The following is a 19,090-nucleotide window of genomic DNA, read 5'->3' on the forward strand; positions in this document are numbered from 1 at the left end:
CAAGCGACGCGGCCGCCCGACTCAGGTGTCGAAGCGGTGCCGGGAGGTCTCGATGTGGCCGAGGTACCGGTGGGTCCAGTCGCACAGTCCGTCGATCGTCACCCGCAGGGCCTGGCCCGGCTCGGTGAGGGCGTACTCGACCCTGGGCGGCACGACGGGGTGCACCGTCCGTTGGACCAGACCGTTGCGCTCGAGCATGCGCAGGTTCTGGGTGAGCATCTTGTGGCTGATGCCCTCGATCTCGTTCCGCAGTTCGCCGAAGCGCAGGGTGTGCTCGCCGAGGGCCTCGATGATCAGAAGTGCCCATTTGTTGGCAACGTCCGAAAAGATCTCCCGCGCCAGGGAATCCGCGCGCCGAAGGTCCGCTTCATCGGGCGAGCCCGTGAACTGCTTGGTCACCGTGAGGTTCTCCAGTCACTGAAAAGTGCGTACTTCCACGTCAGCAGTCACTCTCCTACGGTGCCTGAGTAACCACAAGAGACCGAGGCGCCCTTGGTCCGTTGGCAGCGAGCCCACCGGCTCGCTCGACGAGGAGGCAGAGAGCATGGCCATCACACTGGTGAACCCCGACGGATTGCCCAAGATCGACGTCTACCGACAGGTGGCGGTCGCGACGGGGACGAAACTGGTCTTCATCGCCGGGCAGGTCGCCTGGGACGCCGAAGGGGCCACGGTGGGCGAGGGCGATCTCGCCGCCCAGGTCGAGCAGTGTTATCTCAACATCGCCACCGCCTTGGCCGAGGTCGGCGGTTCCTTCGACGACGTGGCGAAACTGACCGTCCACGTCGTCGACTGGACCCCCGACAAGATGCCCCAGCTTCTGGACGGAATCGGTCGCGCATCCGCGAAGCTGGGCGTCACCCCGGCCCCGCCGGCCACGCTGCTGGGCGTCGCGGCATTGGACATCCCCGACCACCTGGTGGAGATCGAAGCCACCGCCATCCTGAACTGAAGCCAGATCCTTTACTTCACGGGCCGCCGTCGCTCCTCGGAACGGCCGGAATGACTCCGGTCCAGGCCGGGTCGGGGCCCGCCCAGCTTTCGAGGGGCGGCGGCCGGCGTAGATCAGGCTCTCGTCGCGAAATGGAACAGCGTCGCCGCAGCCCCCGGTCGAGTCGCTTCCCACGGAGCCGCGCGTATCCTGCGGGCTGTGACCACGACATACGTGCTGGACGGCACCCGGATCAGGAAGCTGGAGGACTTCTGGCGAGTCATAGGCGAGACGATCAACGGTCCCGGTGGCTACTTCGGCAGCAATCTCGACGCTTTCGCCGACTGCCTCAGCGGCGGATTCGGAACGCCCGACGACGATGACTACGTGGTCGAGTGGCGGGACCATCAGGCGTCTCGCGAGCACTTGAGCTACCCAGAGACTGCGCGACAGTTGGAGATCCGCCTGTCGCGCTGCCATCCCACGAACCGCCCAGCGGTCAGTGCCGAGCTGGCCGCGGCGCGTGAGGAGCGCGGACCGACCGTCTTCGACTGGTTGAAAGAGATCTTCGAAGATCGAGCCCCTGGTGTCCTGCGACTTGAATGACGGTGGAGGCGTGTCTCCTCGCCGCCCGCGATGCGGCCTGCGTCGACGTGGTCGACACGGTGGGTGCGGTGGGTGCGGTTTGGTGAGATCGGTGAGTCGGCGGTCAGCGAGATCCCTACCGCCGCCGCGACCCTACGCTCAGCCGGTGCCGACCCGGCGCATGCCGGACAGGGGCCGCCCGTCCTGGTCGGCGAGGTACTCCACCACGTGCTGCGCGTCTGGATGCGTCTGGCCCACCTGCGGTGGCATAGCCGACCGAGGCGGGAGGAGGGGGGCGGCCGGGGAGCACAGATACAGGGAGTCCCGGGTGTTCTGCCACGTACCCCCTGTGGTCCGGGCGCGGAGGATGACTCGGTCGAGTCCCTGGCGGCGCAGGTGGTATCCGGCGGTGAGCTCGGACTGGCCGCCGCCGATCACCACCACCTGGGCCGTCCGGGTCACTCGGCGGCTTCCCGCTCAGGCTGGAAGATGAGCGCCACCAATGCCAGCCCGACCACGGCGCCGATCACCTGCATGCCGATGAAGCCCACGAGAGACCCGGGTGCGATGCCCGCGAACGTGTCGCTGAAGGTACGGCCGATGGTCACCGCGGGGTTCGCGAAGGAGGTCGAGGAGGTGAACCAGTAGGCGGCGCCGATGTAGGAGGCGACGGCCATGGGGGCGAAGCGCAGCTGGTCGGTGCGGGCCAGGCCGAAGATCAACAGGACCAGACCCGCCGTCGCGACCACCTCGCCCAGTAGCAGATGTCCTGCCGCCCGGTCGTGGGTGGACCACTGCACCAGTGGCATGCCGAACATGGCGTCCGCCAGGACCGCGCCCGCGATCGCGCCCGTGATCTGCGTCGGCACGTAGACGGCTGCCTCGCGCAGCGTCACCCCGGCCCCGCCGCGCCGCCCCGTCCACCAATCCGCCAGCGTGACGACCGGGTTGAAGTGAGCGCCGGAGACCGGGCCCAGTAGGAGGATCAGCACGCCGAGCCCGAAGACGGTGGCCAGGGAGTTGGCCAGCAGCTGCAGGCCGACGTCATCGGTGAGTTCGGTGGCCTGGATGCCGGAGCCGACCACGACCGCCACCAGCAGTGCGGTCCCTATGAGTTCGGAGGCGGCCCGGGCGACGAGCGGTCTGCGCGGAGGAACGGCTCCCGGAGAGGGGCGCGGGGTGACGTCGGGTGTCGCCGATTCCGCGGCGGACTCGTGGGTGGCGGTCAACGGAACTCCTCGTGCGGTCGCCAGGGTGGCGAAAAATCAGGGGCAGGACCGCTTGTTGTCGGCGGCGATACGGGCGGACGCCGCCAGCTCGGCGAACTGGCCCGCGAGCGATGCGATGACGTCCGGGCGCAACCTGTAGTACGTGTACCGGCCGCACGGCTCGGTCTCCACGACCCCGGCCTCGCGCAGCACCTTCAGGTGGTTGGAGAGGTTGGTCTGTCTCGCGCCGGTCTCCTGGACGAGGTGCGTGGTGCACAGCGTCTCCTTGGCGAGGAGGGTCACGATCTGGAGCCTGAGCGGGTCGGCCAGAACCCGGATCAGATCAGTGTCGACTGACGTCAGCATGCGCTGATACTCTCACATCAGTGGTGGCTGACACCATCGGGTACTGATGTGTACCCATCCTCCGTCGCCGTTCCGGCACCAGACCAAGAGAGACCTCTGATGTCCGACAAGCCCTCCGTGCTCTTCGTCTGTGTCCACAACGCCGGCCGCTCCCAGATGGCCGCCGCGTGGCTGACCCACCTGGCGGGGGACCGTGTCGAGGTCCGCTCGGCCGGCTCCGACCCGGGCGGGCAGGTCAACCCCGCCGCTGTCGAGGCCATGGCCGAGGTCGGCATCGACATCTCCGCCGAAGTCCCCAAGATCCTCACCGTGGACGCGGTCAAGGAGTCCGACGTATGCATCACCATGGGCTGCGGCGACACCTGCCCTGTCTTCCCCGGCAAGCGGTATCTGGACTGGCAGTTGGAGGACCCGGCCGGTCAGGGTGTCGAGGCCGTCCGCCCGATCCGGGACGAGATCAGGGTGCTCGTCGAGGGTCTGGTCAAGGAGCTCGCGCCCGAGCCCCAGACATGAGCACTGCGACCGAGCCGGCTGGGGACATGCGCACCGTCGACCGTCATCGGGCCGGCCTCACCGGATACGCCGCCTTGTACACCGCCCGAGCCTGACTGTGGCCCGACCGGCAGGGCTGTTACCAGCGAATTCGGCGGCTGGGGGAGCGACCGGGTCTGTCCATCCTCCATGGGCTGGACAAAAAGGATGTTGAGGTACTGGGCATGCGCTGCTTGTCGGGGCCGTTCAGGTCCACGCGACCGAGCAGCCCGTCGGCGGCCCTTGGCAGAGATCATCCCGTAGGAGCCGTAGGGGCCAGATGCGGGCCGTCCGGCTCTCATTCATGTTCACCCCTGCCGACATGCACGACGAGGGGTGCCCACGCGGAGTCCGCTTTCGTCTCGGGCGGACGCACGCCGAAGTCACCGCCGTCCGTGCGCCACTCGGCCTCGGCCGTGTCGGCCGAGGCCGCGGATCGCCTCCGGGTGCGAGAGGGACCCTGCCTCCGGCAACCCGCCTCGACCCGGACCGGACGTCCTGACGTCGGCCGATCACCCCCTACCTGGTCTTGCTCCACACCCATCGGCGCCGGCCATGGCGACCGCCCGGACCGGCGGACGGGGCGATGTCACGCAGGGGCGCCGAGCGGCGGATGCTCGAGCACGCGGGGCTTGTACTCGACCAGTTGGGTGCGGCCGTCGAAGGTGCGGTGCTCGATCATCTCGAGGGCGACGTCCGGGTAGCCGTCGTAGATGCGTTCCGCGCCCGTGGCCCCGGTGATCACCGGGAACATCACCACCCGGAAGCGGTCGACGAGTCCGGCTCGTAGCAGGGACCGGCACAGGCTGAGGCTACCGATCGTGCTGAGGAGCCCCGTGCCGTTCGCCTTCATGGCGCGGACCGCCTCGACGGCGTCGTCGCGGACCAGCGTGGAGTTGGCCCACGTCAGCGGCTCCTCGAGGGAGGAGGAGAACACCACCTTGGACGCTTGCGTGAGCTCGTCGACGGACGCCTCTTCTTCGGGCCTGAACTCGTCTTGGCCCTCCGGGACCTTCCCTGCGGCGAAGCCCGACATCAGGCGGTAGGTGTTCGCTCCCATCAGGTAGGTGGCCTCGGGCTGCTCGCCGAGCCATGCGAGGTACTCCGGGCCCTCGAGGCCCCAGAACCCGGGCCACCCCTCTCCCGATGCGTAGCCGTCTAGGGACGTGATGAAGTCGACGAGAAGCTCCGACATGGCAATGTCCTTTCCTGGGCTGTCATGAGCTTGGACCGGCCGGGAGGCACAAACTCATCGGCCGCGCTGTGAAACCACGAGAAACCCATGGCGCTGCATCCGATCAGGTCAGCCCAGGGGCACTGCTTCGGAGGACCGCCGACGAAAAGCGGCTGTCCAAGACGATCTCCCGCTACCGCCGCGTCGACCTCCTCTGCATCGACGAACTCGGCTACACGGAACTCGACCGGCTGGGCGCTGAGCTGCTGTTCCAGGTGCTGACCGAACGCGAAGAGATGAGCAGCGTCGCCATCGCCTCCAACGAATCCTTCAGCAAAGCGCACACGTTCCGGCGAACCCGTGCGAGGTGCTGCCTGAACAGCACGGGTTCAAAACGAATGGGCAGGCCGCCGGGTTGGACGTACTCTGCGGGCTGTGACAGTGAGATATGTGCTGGACGGCAGCCAGGTCAGGTCGCTGGAGGACTTCTGGCGGGTCGCCGGCGAGAGCATCGGCTGCGGCGGTTACTTCGGCCGGAACCTCGATGCATTCGCTGACTGCCTCCGCGGCGGCTTCGGGACACCGGACGATGGCGACTTCATGATCGAATGGCGTGACCACGAAGCCTCCCGCCAGCATCTCGGGCACCCCGAGACTGCCCGGCAGCTCGAGATGTGGCTCGCCCGCTGTCATCCGACGAACAAGGAACACATGGCCGCCCGGCTGGCGGAAGCCCGCGCCGGCCGTGGCCCGACCGCCTTCGACTGGCTGGTCGAGATCATTGAAGAGGAACTTCCGGGCGGCCTGCGCCTTTCTTAACCAGGCCGACTGGTCACGGAGCCGGCAGACGGCCCTCGTCGACGTGGTCGGCGAGATAGATCAGGGTGGCCTGCGGGTCCATTCCGAACGCGGCGGCGACGAGCTTGGGGTCCATCGTGTTCACCATGTCGACAAGGCGGGTGCTGCGGATCATCCGGGGCGGGAAGCCGCAGTCGTCGAGGACGTGGGAGAGGTAGGCGGTGGAGGCCGGGCTTCGCCCGGCCTTTGTCCCCTTGGTGACTACGACGTGTGGGTTGTCGGTCCGCCATGCCTGGCGATGGTCCAGGCAGCGCTGAAGCACTGTCCATGAGGCGGGATCGAGCGGGACAGGATGGGGCCGCTTGCCGAGCCGGACCGTTTGGGCCTGCTGGTCCACGTCGTTGACCTGCAGCATCCGGGCCTCCGAGCTGGAGGCACCATGCAGCAGAGCGAGCATCCCCACGACTGCCTCGTGGGGATGGACCTCCTCGTTGGTCGTCCAGCGGCGGAAGAGACAGCGCTGCTGGTCGAGGGTGAGGGTCCTGCCGCGGAAACCCTTTGAGCTCTTGGAGGTCATGTTCCGGGTCGGATCGATCAGCACGATGTGCTGGGCACGGGCGAAGCGGAAGAACTGGCCCAGCACGACCAGCTGGCGCTTGCGGGCTTTGGGCAAGGTGGCCAGGAACGCTTCGACGTCGTGAACATCGACGAGGGCCCAGTCGTTCTTGTTCCGCTGGCTGATCAGGAAGAGCGCCAGGTCACGCAGGATGGTCAGAGCTGTTTCCAGAGTGTGGTTGCTGCGGGGGCGGGTGCCGGCCCGCCGGGCCCGCTGCTGCGCCCGCATCCGGAAGGCGTCGAAGGCGATGACGGCCTGCTGCAGCGGTTCGGGGACCGCGTCGATGCGGCGTCTGCGTCGGCCGACCGCGAGTCGTTCGGCCTGGTCAGTGGGCAGGGCCAGGCTATGGAGGGTGAAAAAGTCCTCGAGTGCACGGGCGAACGAGCCCATCGACCGCCCTGGCCTGCGGGACCGCTCCAACAGCGCCTGGGGCGAGTTGGAGTGCTCGTCTCCCAGGAGTCGGCCCAAGTCGGTGACGAAGCCGCAGGCCCTGGAGACGCAGTGGGTGCCCGCAACATGGGCGATGAAGGTATCGAGCCACTCCGGCGGGTCGGCGAGTTGGTCTCGGAGGTGTTCACCGCGGATGAAGGGGCGGCCGGGATGCTTCTGCCAGCATGCTGAGCACAGCCCGAGTCCGGCATGGCGCCGCACCTGGCCGCACTTGCGACAGGTCCGCGGTGGCTGTTTGTCTTGGCGGGGCCGGGAACAGTGGCCGCACCAGCCGGTGTCTTCTCGCAGATAGCCGGGCCTGCCGCAGCGGGGACACACCTGCTGGGCTGCGGTCTGCTCGGCTTTGCGGCGGCAGTCCCGGCACAGTCGGGTGTGGGCCGCGCGGACTGGATGGCCGCATTCTTCGCAGACGCGGGAGCACGTGATGCACCGGCCGGTGTCCTGCTGCAGAACGCGAGCCTTGCCGCAGGCCGGGCATGTCGCCTTGGCCGCCTGTTCCTCGATCCGGCGCCGGCATCGGCAACAGTGCAGGCGGTCGAGATATCCGACGGGAGCCCCGCAGGTGACGCAGTCTCGTTGCCTCTTGCCCATCGTGCTCTCCGCTGGTCACAGGGGTGGCATGGACCGGCCCCTGGCTGAGGCTGCTGGCGGAAGGTCGGCGACCGGCCGGGGTGGTGCAATGGGTCGCTCGACGGGGGTGGTGTCGACCTCGATCAGGTCGTTGGGGGTGCACTCCAGCGCGGTGCACAACGCGGCCAGCGTGGTCATCTTCATCTGCGAGGGCTCCTTGGTGAACAGGGCGGACACCGACGCCGAGGACAGCTCCAGGCCGGCCTTCTCGGCCAGGAGCCGCCGCAGTTCCGTCCCGGTCCACACCTCGCGCTGGGCTGCGGCCATCCGCAGCCGCCATTGGATCTTCATGACGTGGTGTCCTTCCCCGTCAGCTCGGCCAGCGTGCTGGCGACCGCCCGCTGATACGCGTCCTCGATGAAGGTCGCGGAGGGCCGGACATATCGCATGGTCGAGCTGACCGTCCAGTGACGAGCATTTGCTGGATCGCCACCAGGTCGACGCCGCGTTCGTAGTTGTGCGTCGCGCAGGCCCGCCGCAGCGCATGCGGGCTGAACCGCTCGTCCGCCGGCCGTCCTTCCAGCTGCATGAGATACCGCAGCCGGTTGCGGATCGTCCCGCGGTGCAGGGGGCCACCGGACTCGTCGGCGAACAGCACCGGCGAGTTGGGGAACTTGGGCCGTACGTCTTCCAGGAACCACCGCAGCACGAGGTCGAGACCGTCGAGCATGGGAACCCAGCGAGGGCGAGGCCCGGAGGTGTGGGCGCCTTTGCCGAAACGGACATGCAGCTTGCCGAACGGGCCACGGGCGAAGTGCGCGTCCGGCCTTTCCAGCAGCGAGGCTTCTTCCGAGCGGAGCCCGGCGTGATACAGCGTCCGGAACATCGCATAGTCACGGGCCGCGGGTCCGTACTTCCGGGCGGTGGCGATCCGCTGCTTCATGAAGTCGAAGAACTCGGCCACCCTTTCGGGTGTCGGCGGCGGAAGCAGAGCCGGGGACTCGTCGCCGACATGCCGCGAAGCGTTGAACTCGTCGACCGGGCAGACCAGCCGGACGCCGAACGCGGCCTCGATCTCGGCCGCCTTACGGGCCTGCAAGAACCGGTGGAAGCCCTTGAAGATCTGCACGTACTCCCGCCGGGTCGAGGTCTTGCGGCCCTGGACCGTGAGGTCACCGACGACGCGGTCGATGTCCTCGGGCGTCACGTCCCACGCGGGTCGGCCGAGCGCCGTGAGCGTCCGCTCCAGCAGCCCGATGTCGTTGTCGATGGTCACCGGGCTGAACCCACGGGCCCTCCACGAAGCGACGAACGCGTCGACACACGCCGCCTGGAACTGCCACGGATCCGTCGTCAGCGGCGTCTGCGGGACGGCCCCGCCCGCGATGACCTGCAGTCTCGCCTCGGCCACCGGCACACCTTCCTCGCACCTGAACGGTCAAGGCAGCACCTTGAAAACCAGGCTGCCACCGCGAGAACCAACGAGGACCGCAGGAACGAGAAACGGCCAGGTGGCAGCGGCAACCCGTGTGAGGGAACAAGTGCCAGCCCCAGATGGCTGGACGAAGTACTTCACTGATCCCCGGCTCTCGCTGCCATCGTCGACCGTCTCACCTTCAACAGCGCGATCATCCAGACCGGCACCGAGTCGTAACGCCTCGCCCACACCAAAGCCCCGGCCGAGCAGGCCGCCGCCGACTGAGAAGGGTTGCTGGGTGCTGGCGCGGTCTCTTCTACCGCGCCAGCACGTCTCACGCGCCGGTGACTCCGTCGACCTGCTCGCGGATGAGATCAGCATGACCGTTGTGACGTGCGTATTCCTCGATCATGTGCACCAATATCCAGCGCAGGGAGATTCGCTGATCGCCGACGTGACCCGCTTCCTGTTCGGGCAGCTGGCCGGAGTCATCCAACGATGCGTCAGCGATCAGCTCACGACCTCGGGCAACCTCCCCTTGCCAGGCGGCCATCGCCTCGTCGAGTCCTCGTTCCGGCTGAAGGGCGAAGCCGTCGAGGTTGCCCTCCCCGAAGACCGGCGACACGGTCAGACCTGCGAACACACGCTGGAACCAGTTGCGCTCCACCTCAGCCATGTGTTGAACGAGACCGAGCAGCGTCATCGACGACGGTGACGCCGCCGCAAGCCGTAATTGATCATCTTTGAGGCCCGAACACTTCAGGGCGAGAGTCGCACGGTGAAAGTCCAGCCATGCTTCCAGCATTGTGCGCTCGGGGGCATGCGCGGGCGGGATCGGCCGTCCATCCGGTGTCGTATGCATGAGTACACCCTGGCAGCGGCGGCCATGGACCACGACCGTCTTCGCTGGCGACGAACAGGTGTCTCACCTGTCGTCCACGGCGGGTCAGTGACATCAAGAAAACACTGACATTGATCTTGCTGAGCCATACGAGGCGACCCCCGGAACAGCCTCCAAATGCCCCCCTCACAAAGTGACACAACCACTGACCAGTTGGGCGAGCCACTGACCAACTCGCCGGCCACCATTGCAGGTTGTGCACCGCAGGGCCGGCGGGGCAGGGCAGCCGCGCTGTGCACCGAAGCCGAAATGCAGAGCTTCAGGGTCCTCTACGCGTGTCTGGAGAGCTATACCGTTGGCTGGTCAGTCGCCGCCAGTCGGTTCAGAACTTGGACGGGGGTGAGGCTCCAGCCGACCAGGCGCGGCCCGCTCCAGTTCATGCCGATTACGAGTCCGTCCTGAGACGCATCGGGCAGTACGCGTTCGCACCAGGTGTCCAACGGCATGGATTCGACGCGTAGCCCAGATCCCCAGATTTTCGCCGCCCTCTGGGCGCGGGCCGAGGTCGACCAGAAGGGAAGGCTGCGTGTGCCGTCCTGGGAGAGGTGTGTCGGACTTCCGTCATCGTCCCGGACAAGCCAGACAATCCGGCTCTGGCGGACATCCCGAAAGAACGCCGCCACCTGCGAACCACTCTGACTCATGGCCGGCGAGCCTACCGTTCCTTACCACTCACGTCGTGAGGAGTACTGGCGTTCCAGTGGGGGGCGCGGCCGAGGTATCGCAGGAGGATCGCCACATCGTCGTCGCCCTCGTCGGGGGCCAGAGCGGCGGTGTACGCGCCGCGGGGGCGCAGCGGCTCGACGATCTCCCTGGCGACCTGGAGGAGCGGGCGGGCCAGCTCGGGCGCGAGCGGCGAGGGCCGACCCGTCGCGGCGGCGATGTCCCAGGCGTGGACTGCTGCGTCCAGCCCGCAGGCTGTTGAGCCCGACCACGGGGACAGCTTGTGCGGCGGTACGGGCACGGGTACCGCGGCGGCGTCCCGGTCGACCCCCGCCCACGCCTTCGCCGCGCGTGCCAGGGCGTTCTCCAGGAACACGGCCGGGTTCACGCCCCCCATGTCGTCCGATGGGGCGAACGGGTTGAAGTCGGGGCCGGGTTCACCGGTCAGTGCGGCGGCGTAGCCGATCTGGTCGCCGACGGCGTGTTGGAAGACCTGGGCGACGGTCCAGCCCGCGCAGGGCGTAGGCAGGTGCCAGCCGTCGGAGGGGACGGCGCGGACCGCCGTACGCAAAGCTTCGTGGGAGGCGTCCAGGACGTCCCAGCCGCTGGAGATCACGCCATCGCTCATCGGAGTGCTTCCCTTCGTGGCGCCCGTTCCCTCACAGTGCTGAAGGTTGTTGTCATGTGTCCACTCTCGGCTTGTGGCGACAGGAGAACCACGGCCCTCTGTGACGCGAGGACTGCCAGTACCAGATACGGCCACGGGTGGAAGAAGGTTGCGGAGGCAGGGGCTGGAGCCCTGTCCCGCACTCTCTCCTCGACACCGGCGTGCTCACCGAGGTGAACGCCATGGCCGTACGCGTCCGTCTCGGCCCCTGGGCGGGCTCACCCCGAAGCCCCCTGGACCCCCGCATGGTCGGTCCTGATGGGCGATCTCAGCACCCGGACACACGACGAGCGCAACCTGGCACGGGCGGTCTTCGCCCCGGGGCCCAGCCGGCTCGCGTCCTGGGTCCCGCTGCTCCTGTTCGTCCTCGGGGCATCGTGTTCGCCGCGATCTGGTCCCGCTTCTTCCGCCGAGGCCCCCTGGAATACCTGCTCAACGCCGCCACGAAGCCGGCGAAGCACATCCGCTGAGACCCAGCCGGGGTGGGCGCCCCCTCCCTCCACCCCGGCCTGGACCGCTCATGGACCCAGCGAACGCATAGGCCCCGAATGCTGTCACCCCTGGTCCTGACTTGCAGGGGCTGTGATCACCGCTGTCCCTCCAGGCGCCGGGACGCTTGTCGTGCCGTCGGCCATGAAGGGCTCCTGGCCGGGCTGCCGTGCGCCGACGCATGCGAGAGTCAGCGTGGCGGCAACGGCCAGGACGACAACGGCGGCTCCCGAGAGCAGGAAGGCGTTCCGAACCCCGGCGACGGTGATGGCGGTCGAGGCCACGAAGGGGGAGACGGCCAAAGCTCCTGCCACCCCGGCCTCCCACAGGCCTAGCGCCTTCGCCAGATGATGGCCGGGGACGCGCCGCTGTACCAGTGCGATCAAGGGAATGTCCGTGAGTGCCGAGGCCAGCCCCGTGGCGGTCAGGAGAACCGTCGCCACAGCAGTGGAGGTGAACGCTCCCAGAGGGGCTCGGAAGATCCCGAGCAGGGCCCACGCCAGCACCGCGGCCAGTGCGAGTCTGCGGATGCGCAGGCCGGCCAGGACCAGGGCGCCCACCACTTCGGCGACCCCGGCGACACCGAGCAGCAGGCCGTACTGGCCGCCCTGCCCTACGACGGCGACCAGCCCGACGGTGAGGAATCCGTTGGTCAGGGCGAGGGCGAGGACGAAGGTCACGATGACCACGAGTACGTCGGGAGCGGCCCGCACGGCCCTGAGCCCGGCGGTGAGATCGGACCACAGCCCGGTCTGACCGCCGGTCGGGGCGGGGCGAGTCACCCGGATGGCGGCCACGGCGGCCGCCGAGCCCAGGAACGTGAGTCCGTTGACCACCAGCGCCGACTGCAACGAGCCGAAGGCCAGCAACGGCGCGAGCATGAGCGGGCCGACGAAGAAGGCGGCGCGGAAGGCGACTTGCAGCAGTCCGTTGGCCTGCTGGAGGCGGTCGTCCGGCACGATCTGCGGGACGATGGCGTTGCGGGCCGGAGCGAACGGGGCGCCGATCAGCGCCAGCAGCGCCGTGGTCGCAACAAGCAGGGGCAGGTTCAGCAGGTTGAGGGAGAGCAGCACCGAAGCCACGGCCACCACGGCGACCCGGGCCAGGTCTGTGGCGATCATCAGCTTCCGGCGATCGCGGCGGTCGGCGTACGAGGCGACGAGGAAGGTGGCCAGGAACGCCGGCGCGAACGCGGCGACGCTGACCACGGCGACGGCTGTGGGGTCTTTCGTCAGTGACCAGGCCAGCCAGGCGGTCGCGGCGGTGTACAGGCCGTCGCCGAAGCGGGATATGCCCTGGCCGGCGAAGAGAAGCAGGAAGTTGCGGTCCTTCAGCAGTGACATGCGGCCACTGTCGGATCCTGCCGAGGGCCTGATCCACTTATTAGGCAGATGACTAATCAGTCGCCCCGTCGTCGCCGTGCAGGAAACTTTCCAGGCTGGGGGTCAGACCCGCCACCTGTCCGGGCGCAAGCCGGTACAGGACGTAATAGCCCTCGCGGCGGCGCTCCAGCAGGCCCGCGTCCGCCAGGACACGCAGGTGCTTGGACAGGGCGGCCTCGCTGACGCCGACGAGTGGGGCCAGCTCCTGGGTGCTGCGCGGGCGTTCGGCGAGCAGTCGCAGGGCACGCAGCCGGGTGTCGTCGGCAAGCGCGCGGAGTGTGCCGACGAGCCTGGTCGGTGGAATCCTCGGGCGGGCCTCCCGGACGATCGAGGAGACGGGGAAGACGAGCCCGAGGGGCCACGGACCGTCGCAGTTGACGCGCACGTGCGGCCACACATAGGCGCTGGGGGCGAGTACGAGTGTGTCGTCCGGGCCGATGGTGACCTCGTGGTCGTGGGGCCGCTCCAGCCAGAAGCGTTCGGCGCGCGGATCGCTGCGCACTTCCGGCCACAGGCCGCGAAGCATCCCGTACAGACCGCGCTGCTCGATCTGGCGTCCGGCTTCGCTGACGCCGGCGGCGAGTTCGGGTTCGAGCCGTGCCCATTCCTCCTCGAACGCCTCCCGCCAGTAGCGCGCCAGCATGCTCAGGAACCGCTCCAGCAGCGCGTGGGGATCGTCGAGCAGCATCGCGGCCATCGCGTCGTCGCTCTCCCGTGCGACTCGCTCCCGCAGCAGGCGCCGTACCTCCGGTTCGTCCAGCACACGATGGTCCCTGCCCTCGCCGCCGCCCGGCCAGGGAGTGAGCAGGGGGACGGCGAACTCCAGGCGGACCAGCTCCGGATCCGCGCCGCGCAAACCGGCCAGTTCGCCTTCGAAGTCCGTCAGTTGACCGGTCGGACGCGGAAAGAGGAACTCGGGGAAGTACGAGCGCACCGCGTAGGAGAACGCCTCGATCTCCCGCTTCAGCGCCGGGGACAGCTTGCGCATCGCACGCACCCAGCCGTGCTGGACGGGGTGGTGCTTGGGCTCCACCAGCACATGGAGACTCAGTACGGCTTCCATCGTCGGCGAATAGGCGAACCCCACCCGCTCCGCACCACCGGCGGGGACCCGGAACACGATCGTCATAACCCGTCATCCTCGCCGCAAGGCACCCACGACGAAAGCCGGGCCGCGCCGCCGCGTTCTCGGCCTTCGGTCCACCTCAACGGATGTGAGGACGGGTTCGAGCCGGCGGGTGCCCGTGTCTGCGTCCCGCTGAACCATCGCGTCCTGCACATCGGAGCGACGGCGCCTGCGGACGACGCACCTCTCCACCTGGCCTCGGCGGAGGACGAGCCGGCCGTCGCGAGGGACCCTGGAATTTCGCGTCCGGATGGTCTGCGCCCGGCTTCGCTGTGACCGGGAAGAGGTCGGCGCGCCGGTCGTGATCGAACTCCAGGTCGAAACTAGTCACGGCCCAGGAGCCGACGAGCAGCCGGGGAATCCGGTGCGACGCCTTCGCTCAAGGCCGGCGTGCACACCCTCACCTTCGGCAACTCCACGGCGTGCACATCCTGACCTTCGGCAACTCCACGGCGTTCGCGCCCGATGTCGACAAGGTGACCGTCGCACTACCGAAGGTCGGACACCATCACGGCCGACGGTGGCGCTGGAAGGCGCGGCACCTTCGGAAGGTGCCGCCCCCACGTGCGTAACTCGTGCCTCGGCCGTCAGGCGGCTACAGAACTCGCCCAGTCGTTGTAGGCGCCGAGGTTGGAGCTGTAGGTGTTGGGGCTGATGGAGATCTGCCCACCGTTGCCCCCCTCGTCACGGGCCAGCCAACCCCACTGGCTGGAACCCTGGTTGTTGCGCCACGAGGACGTCTGGTCGTTGAAGCCGTACTCGTTGAGGTTGTGCCAGTAGTAGTCGCTGAAGATCAGTCGACGTCCGCCTCCGTTGGCGTGCTCGTACAGGCACAGCCAGCCGCTCGCGCAGGCCGGTGTGGCCTGGATCTGCGCCGCGTTCTTGCCCTTCATCAGGGGGTCGGTGGCGCGGGAGTAGCCCAGTACTCGGTCCGCTTCCTCGTGGGTCTTGAAGCAGCGCACCGAGGTCTTGGAGTACACCACGCAGCTCTCGGCGGAGCCCCACCCGTCCTGCTTCAGGTTGATCTTCTGCTGTCCAAGGGCGGCGACGGCGCCGCCCATCGACGACTCGGAGGTGGCCGCGGACGACGCCGGTCCCGTGAGCAGGACGCCGGTCGCCGCGATCGCGGTGGCGAACAAGATCGAGCTGACTTTCTTCATTCGTTCCCCCTTGCTGGTTCTGCAGGCCGGTCCTGCCCTTGTCCCCCTTGGCGCATCGACTCCGGCGAGGCCCGGCCTTGGTCATGGCCATGTCTATGGGGTGACTCCCCAGGGGTCAAGAAGTTGCGCACCCGCTCATGGCTTTTGGCTCAAAAGCCACAGACACCCGCTATGGCCCCGTACGGCTATCGCCGCCCCGGCTTGACCGGTGCCCGCCCCTCCACAGTCGCGGCCGGCCGGTCAAGGACGCCACACGTCGCCGCTCACGCCCACGCCCACGACCATGGTGCCGCCGTGCAGGAAGCGATCCCGCCGAACAGCTGTCTGTCGGGGACGTCCTGGTCAGGGCCAGGGATTTCGCTCGCGGTGTCGCTGACCGGCGGCAACCGCGACGAGGTCACCCAACCGCTGTCGCTGCTGGACAGGAGCGCGGCATCAGGCCCGCGATCGCCGCACGCGTCAACCGCGGACGGGATCCGGCGGGCCGCTTACGACATTCAGCGGGACACCCTTGTCCGCCTTCCTGCCGTCCTTGCCCTGGGCCACCCTCGGCCCCGTCAGGAGGTGGGTGAGGCCGAAGCCCGCACCGACCACCATCGCCCCGCCCACCGCGTCCAGCACCCAGTGGTTGCCCGTCGCCACGATGGCCAGGAGCGTGAAGAAGGGGTGCATCAGGCCGAGGATCTTCATCCACGCCTTGGGGGCGACGATCGCGATCGTGAGGCCGCACCACAGGGACCAGCCGAAGTGCAGGGACGGCATCGCCGCGTACTGGTTGGCGAGTTCGGTCAGTCTGCCGTAGTCCGGGCGGGAGAAGTCCTGGACGCCGTGGATGGTGTCGATGATGCCGAGGCCGGGCATCAGCCGCGGCGGCGCCAGTGGGTAGAAGAAGAAACCGACGAGCGCGAGGACCGTGGTGAAGCCGATGGCCGTGCGGGCCCAGCGGTAGTCGGCGGGGCGGCGCCAGTAGAGCAGGCCGAGGACGGTCAGCGGGACCACGAAGTGGAACGAGGTGTAGTAGAAGTCGAAGAAGGCCCGCAGCCAGCCGATTCCGACGACCGCGTGGTTGAACCAGTGCTCGACGTCGAGGAACAGGGCCTCCTCGACGGAGAGGATCTGCCGGGCGTGCTCCTCGGCCGAGGCCCGGCTGCCGGTGGCCTCCAGGCGGGTGCGCTGGTAGGCCGCGTACACGACGCGGATCAGCAGCAGTTCCAGGAGCAGGTTCGGCCGGGTCGCCACCCGGCGCAGCAGCGGCGCCCAGTGGAAACGGGTCTGCGCCTTCGGGGCGTACTGCGTGGGCACGGGTGCCCGGTAGTACTCCGAGGTGCGGGACAGGAAGGGCACGACGAGGGCGGCGGCGAGCGCGGCCAGCAGGACGACGTTGTCCCGGACGGGGTGCAGGACGTCCACGTTCGGGACCATCATCTTCGCCGGCAGGGTCATCACCAGGACGACGGCGACCGGCCACACGTACCGCGAGGACTGCTTCGTGCCGACCCGGCCGACGGCCGCGAGCAGCACCCACAGCAGCTGGTGCTTCCAGGACGTGGGGGAGACGGCGACCACGACACAGCCGGTGATCGCGACGGCGAGGAGCAACTGCCCGTCGCGGGCGTAGTGGACGGCCCGCCGCATGCCGAACACGGCGACGGCGGCGGCCAGCGCAAAGAAGACGACGATCTCCAGCGGGCCCGTGAGGCCCAGCCGGAGCAGGGCGCCGTGCAGGGACTGGTTGGCGAGGTCGTCCGCCCGGCCGCCCAGGCCCACGCCCGCGAGGTGGTGCACCCAGTAGGTGAACGAGTCGTGCGGCATCGCGGCCCAGGCCAGTGCGGTGGCCCCGGCGAACGTGATCCCGGTGCTCGCGGCGGCCCGCCTGCGGCCGGTGAACCACAGCAGCGGCACGAACAGCAGCACGGTCGGCTGGAAGGCCGCGGCGAGTCCGACGCAGACACCGCCGGCGCGCTCGCCCCGGACGAGGAAGCAGCCCACGAGCACGAGGAGGACCGGCAGGACACTGGTCTGTCCCAGGTACAGGGTGTTGCGCACCGGCAGCGACAGCATCAGCAGGGTCACTGCCACGGGAGCCGCGAGCAGTGCCGTGCGGCGGGTGACGGGCTGGGGCAGGGCACGGGCGGCAATCAGGCCGAGAGCGATTACCAGCAGCAGGGTGCCGAAGGTCCAGCCCCAGCCCAGGGACTGTTCAGCCGCCGAGGTGAGGGGCTTGAGGACGAGGCCGCCGAACGGGGTGCCGGTGAACCGGGTCAGGTCCGTGAGCGCCGCATCCTTCGGTGTGTCCGGCGCGGCGGCGATCTGCCGCACCGCCAGGATCGCGACGACCAGCCACAGCACGGCTCGTACCGTTCCCAACCGGCCCGCCGCCCGACCGGTGCCGATGGCTCCGTTCCGTCCGCTCTGTTCCGCGTTTGTCACGCCCTGTCGTCCTTCCCGCCCTGTTCGCCGCCTCATGAGGGCGCTCGCACCACACTTGTGGTGGACGCGGCCCCTGTGTCACGCGGGCCGGCCACGCCGCTGACCGCCTGTCCATGCCCCGGTGCAGAATCCCGTCGATTGCCTGCCGGTGATCCCGCCAACTGCCGATACGCCTGCCGCTCAGGATCAGACCTGGTGACGCATCAGGCGGACCTGCTGTGCGGTCAGGAAAATGTCGGACCGGGTGTCCATGCCGCTCGCGATGCGGTGGGCGATGGTGCCCAGCTGGGATGCCTCGGTGATGGCGATGAGGTACCGCAGCATGCCGCGTGCCTGAGTGGTGCGGTCGATGCCACGGAAGCCGAGATCCCCGAGGCTGTTCTCGAGGCTGGACTGGCTCAGGTTGACGGAAGTCAGCGGCTGTTTCGCGACGCGGGCGAGGGTGTCGTAGCCCGCCTTGCCGAGGAACCAGTCGTCAACGGTGGCGTCGTGCCTGTGGGCGAAGTCGGAGGCGAGGTTCAGGACGATGTCGGGTGCGGTCTCGGAGAAGAACCGCACGACGCAGAAGTCGCTGAGCCGTACGACCGCATGCACCGTTGGGGTGTCATGGCCACAGCTGATCACGACGTCGGCGAAACCTCTGGGCTCCGTGTCGTCGGGGACGACGGTGTTCGCCTCGGTGTCGGCGTCGGGTGTGATGCGGCCCGTTGCGGAGGCCTCCGCGAGGTTCCGCAGGTGGTCCAGCATGCCCAGATAGGCGCCCGAGCCCTGGTCGAGGTCCCAGTGGACCTGTGGGAAGTCAGCGTTTCCCCGGCCGTCGGCAGTCTCGACGTCGGTCGTCTCACGGTCCGCCGCCGTCGATGCGGATGTGTCGGCGCCCCCGAACGGAAGAAAGATCACCAGAATCCCGAGCAGGACGGAGAGGGCGACCGTGATGAGGACGCTGGTGGGCATGGGGTGCTCCGGTGGTTCGACGTGCAGCGATCTTGCTCACGCTCACAGCCGCAAGGTTGTTTGGCAGGCCCCTTCTGCCGCCGCATACAACTTCGGAGCATCAGATTCGCACGGTTCATGCCGATATACTCCTGATCTGAGCTCGGCATGGCCTTCCGTCGCTGCTCGCCCGCCTCACCTCGACGGGGCGTCGGCGGAGGCATGCAGTCCGCGCGAGCGACGGGCCGCCGGAGCCCGCCGCGTACCTCGACTCCCGTGGGACTGGCTGGGCTCGGTATCGACATCATGAGGAACAAGTGGCGGGCGCCCAGGCCGGCCTGCCGGCGGCGACCCAGGCACGGCAGCGTGCATCAGGCTGCGGGACTGCCTCGCTGATTTCCTGATCCGCGGCCGACGGGGATCAGAGGCAGCGGATGGCCGACGCACGGCAGGGCCTCGCCGACCTCAAATGGCCACGGTACGTCAACGTGAGAACGCCCGAGCCCGCGGCCCTGCGGGGCCACAGGATTGCCCCTCCCGGCCGCCACCGGCGCAGATATGAGCGGCCTTCGTCTTCAGCCCTGACCGAGGGGTGCTCCTTGTCTGCGCGGCGAGCTTCGCGACCTGTCACTCGTGCGTGCCGCACGCGTACGCCGACGTGCCGTGGTCCCGTCGGGGCGAGAGCGTGTGAGC

Annotated in this window: 20 protein-coding genes and 3 pseudogenes; 7 read left to right on the forward strand and 16 right to left on the reverse strand. The window is 68.5% G+C overall.

From position 1 onward, the window contains the following. Nucleotides 1-21: 21 nt before the first annotated feature. Nucleotides 22-399 (reverse strand): helix-turn-helix domain-containing protein, encoded by a 378-nt coding sequence (locus tag GWK25_RS24355; RefSeq protein WP_215452951.1) that lies wholly within the window; start codon nt 397-399, stop codon nt 22-24. Between the two features lie 145 nt (nt 400-544). On the opposite strand from GWK25_RS24355, the gene GWK25_RS24360 reads away from it, so the two are divergent. Together GWK25_RS24360 and GWK25_RS24365 are read left to right on the forward strand one after the other, a co-directional pair. Next, nucleotides 545-952 (forward strand): RidA family protein, encoded by a 408-nt coding sequence (locus tag GWK25_RS24360; RefSeq protein ID WP_215452953.1) that lies wholly within the window; start codon nt 545-547, stop codon nt 950-952. 198 nt (nt 953-1,150) lie between these two features. After that, nucleotides 1,151-1,537: a barstar family protein gene (locus tag GWK25_RS24365; RefSeq protein WP_215452956.1), complete on the forward strand. Its 387-nt coding sequence runs from the start codon at nt 1,151-1,153 to the stop codon at nt 1,535-1,537. A gap of 138 nt (nt 1,538-1,675) precedes the next feature. On the opposite strand, the gene GWK25_RS24370 is transcribed toward GWK25_RS24365, so the two are convergent. From GWK25_RS24370 to GWK25_RS24380, 3 genes are read right to left on the reverse strand one after another with little or no spacing between them, the layout of a single operon-like run. Next, nucleotides 1,676-1,978, reverse strand: a complete 303-nt coding sequence (locus GWK25_RS24370; RefSeq protein WP_215452958.1) for a hypothetical protein — start codon at nt 1,976-1,978, stop codon at nt 1,676-1,678. Beyond that, nucleotides 1,975-2,745: an aquaporin gene (locus GWK25_RS24375; RefSeq protein ID WP_215452960.1), complete on the reverse strand. Its 771-nt coding sequence runs from the start codon at nt 2,743-2,745 to the stop codon at nt 1,975-1,977. Before GWK25_RS24375 ends, GWK25_RS24370 begins: the two co-directional genes overlap by 4 nt. A gap of 36 nt (nt 2,746-2,781) precedes the next feature. Further along, on the reverse strand, nt 2,782-3,090 hold the full coding sequence (locus tag GWK25_RS24380; protein ID WP_215452961.1) for a helix-turn-helix transcriptional regulator: 309 nt from the start codon (nt 3,088-3,090) through the stop codon (nt 2,782-2,784). A gap of 99 nt (nt 3,091-3,189) precedes the next feature. Here GWK25_RS24380 and GWK25_RS24385 point away from each other — a divergent pair, with 99 nt between their 5' ends. Then, a complete protein-coding gene (locus tag GWK25_RS24385) occupies nt 3,190-3,603 on the forward strand; it encodes an arsenate reductase ArsC (protein WP_215452962.1) in 414 nt (137 codons plus the stop codon). 607 nt (nt 3,604-4,210) lie between these two features. Here GWK25_RS24385 and GWK25_RS24390 read toward each other — a convergent pair. Beyond that, the gene (locus GWK25_RS24390) at nt 4,211-4,816 is read right to left on the reverse strand and encodes a dihydrofolate reductase family protein (RefSeq protein WP_215452963.1); all 606 of its coding nucleotides are present in this window, start codon (nt 4,814-4,816) and stop codon (nt 4,211-4,213) included. A 125-nt stretch (nt 4,817-4,941) separates the two neighbouring features. Here GWK25_RS24390 and GWK25_RS24395 point away from each other — a divergent pair. Both GWK25_RS24395 and GWK25_RS24400 read left to right on the forward strand, forming a co-directional pair. Beyond that, nucleotides 4,942-5,127 (forward strand): annotated as a pseudogene (locus GWK25_RS24395) (ATP-binding protein); the annotation flags it as partial. Nucleotides 5,128-5,230: 103 nt separating this feature from the next. Next, nucleotides 5,231-5,614 carry a barstar family protein gene (locus tag GWK25_RS24400; protein ID WP_215452964.1) on the forward strand — a complete coding sequence of 128 codons (384 nt, stop codon included), beginning with the start codon at nt 5,231-5,233 and terminating at the stop codon, nt 5,612-5,614. Between the two features lie 13 nt (nt 5,615-5,627). Here GWK25_RS24400 and GWK25_RS43670 read toward each other — a convergent pair whose 3' ends face one another. From GWK25_RS43670 to GWK25_RS44565, 3 genes are all read right to left on the reverse strand, one after another. Next, nucleotides 5,628-6,677 carry a hypothetical protein gene (locus GWK25_RS43670; protein ID WP_251829015.1) on the reverse strand — a complete coding sequence of 350 codons (1,050 nt, stop codon included), beginning with the start codon at nt 6,675-6,677 and terminating at the stop codon, nt 5,628-5,630. A 588-nt stretch (nt 6,678-7,265) separates the two neighbouring features. Continuing rightward, nucleotides 7,266-7,580 (reverse strand): helix-turn-helix transcriptional regulator, encoded by a 315-nt coding sequence (locus tag GWK25_RS24410; RefSeq protein WP_215452968.1) that lies wholly within the window; start codon nt 7,578-7,580, stop codon nt 7,266-7,268. Between the two features lie 19 nt (nt 7,581-7,599). Further along, complete coding sequence (locus GWK25_RS44565; protein ID WP_215452970.1) at nt 7,600-8,640, reverse strand: tyrosine-type recombinase/integrase; 1,041 nt, start codon at nt 8,638-8,640, stop codon at nt 7,600-7,602. A 145-nt stretch (nt 8,641-8,785) separates the two neighbouring features. On the opposite strand from GWK25_RS44565, the pseudogene GWK25_RS24420 reads away from it, so the two are divergent. Further along, nucleotides 8,786-8,883: pseudogene (locus tag GWK25_RS24420) on the forward strand (AAA family ATPase); the annotation flags it as partial. 97 nt (nt 8,884-8,980) lie between these two features. Here the strand turns inward: GWK25_RS24420 and GWK25_RS24425 are convergent. The 3 genes from GWK25_RS24425 to GWK25_RS24435 form a co-directional block, all read right to left on the reverse strand. After that, nucleotides 8,981-9,508 carry a DinB family protein gene (locus GWK25_RS24425; RefSeq protein WP_215452972.1) on the reverse strand — a complete coding sequence of 176 codons (528 nt, stop codon included), beginning with the start codon at nt 9,506-9,508 and terminating at the stop codon, nt 8,981-8,983. 326 nt (nt 9,509-9,834) lie between these two features. After that, nucleotides 9,835-10,191: a DUF2750 domain-containing protein gene (locus tag GWK25_RS24430; RefSeq protein WP_215452974.1), complete on the reverse strand. Its 357-nt coding sequence runs from the start codon at nt 10,189-10,191 to the stop codon at nt 9,835-9,837. Between the two features lie 11 nt (nt 10,192-10,202). Beyond that, nucleotides 10,203-10,838 (reverse strand): TIGR03086 family metal-binding protein, encoded by a 636-nt coding sequence (locus GWK25_RS24435; protein ID WP_215452977.1) that lies wholly within the window; start codon nt 10,836-10,838, stop codon nt 10,203-10,205. A 378-nt stretch (nt 10,839-11,216) separates the two neighbouring features. Here GWK25_RS24435 and GWK25_RS43680 point away from each other — a divergent pair. Beyond that, a pseudogene (locus GWK25_RS43680) lies at nt 11,217-11,347 on the forward strand (DUF418 domain-containing protein); the annotation flags it as partial. A gap of 84 nt (nt 11,348-11,431) precedes the next feature. Here GWK25_RS43680 and GWK25_RS24440 read toward each other — a convergent pair. From GWK25_RS24440 to GWK25_RS24460, 5 genes are all read right to left on the reverse strand, one after another. Next, nucleotides 11,432-12,709: an MFS transporter gene (locus tag GWK25_RS24440; protein ID WP_215452979.1), complete on the reverse strand. Its 1,278-nt coding sequence runs from the start codon at nt 12,707-12,709 to the stop codon at nt 11,432-11,434. 52 nt (nt 12,710-12,761) lie between these two features. Then, nucleotides 12,762-13,877, reverse strand: coding sequence for a DUF5937 family protein (locus GWK25_RS24445; RefSeq protein ID WP_215452981.1), 1,116 nt, complete (start codon nt 13,875-13,877; stop codon nt 12,762-12,764). A 584-nt stretch (nt 13,878-14,461) separates the two neighbouring features. After that, nucleotides 14,462-15,034 carry a peptidase inhibitor family I36 protein gene (locus GWK25_RS24450; protein WP_215452983.1) on the reverse strand — a complete coding sequence of 191 codons (573 nt, stop codon included), beginning with the start codon at nt 15,032-15,034 and terminating at the stop codon, nt 14,462-14,464. 459 nt (nt 15,035-15,493) lie between these two features. Next, on the reverse strand, nt 15,494-17,464 hold the full coding sequence (locus GWK25_RS24455) for a bifunctional glycosyltransferase 87/phosphatase PAP2 family protein (RefSeq protein ID WP_374200638.1): 1,971 nt from the start codon (nt 17,462-17,464) through the stop codon (nt 15,494-15,496). Nucleotides 17,465-17,650: 186 nt separating this feature from the next. After that, on the reverse strand, nt 17,651-18,418 hold the full coding sequence (locus GWK25_RS24460) for a ribosome-inactivating family protein (protein ID WP_215452987.1): 768 nt from the start codon (nt 18,416-18,418) through the stop codon (nt 17,651-17,653). Nucleotides 18,419-19,090: the final 672 nt, after the last annotated feature.

Source organism: Streptomyces sp. ATCC 21386, from assembly GCF_018728545.1.
Lineage (GTDB): Bacteria > Actinomycetota > Actinomycetes > Streptomycetales > Streptomycetaceae > Streptomyces.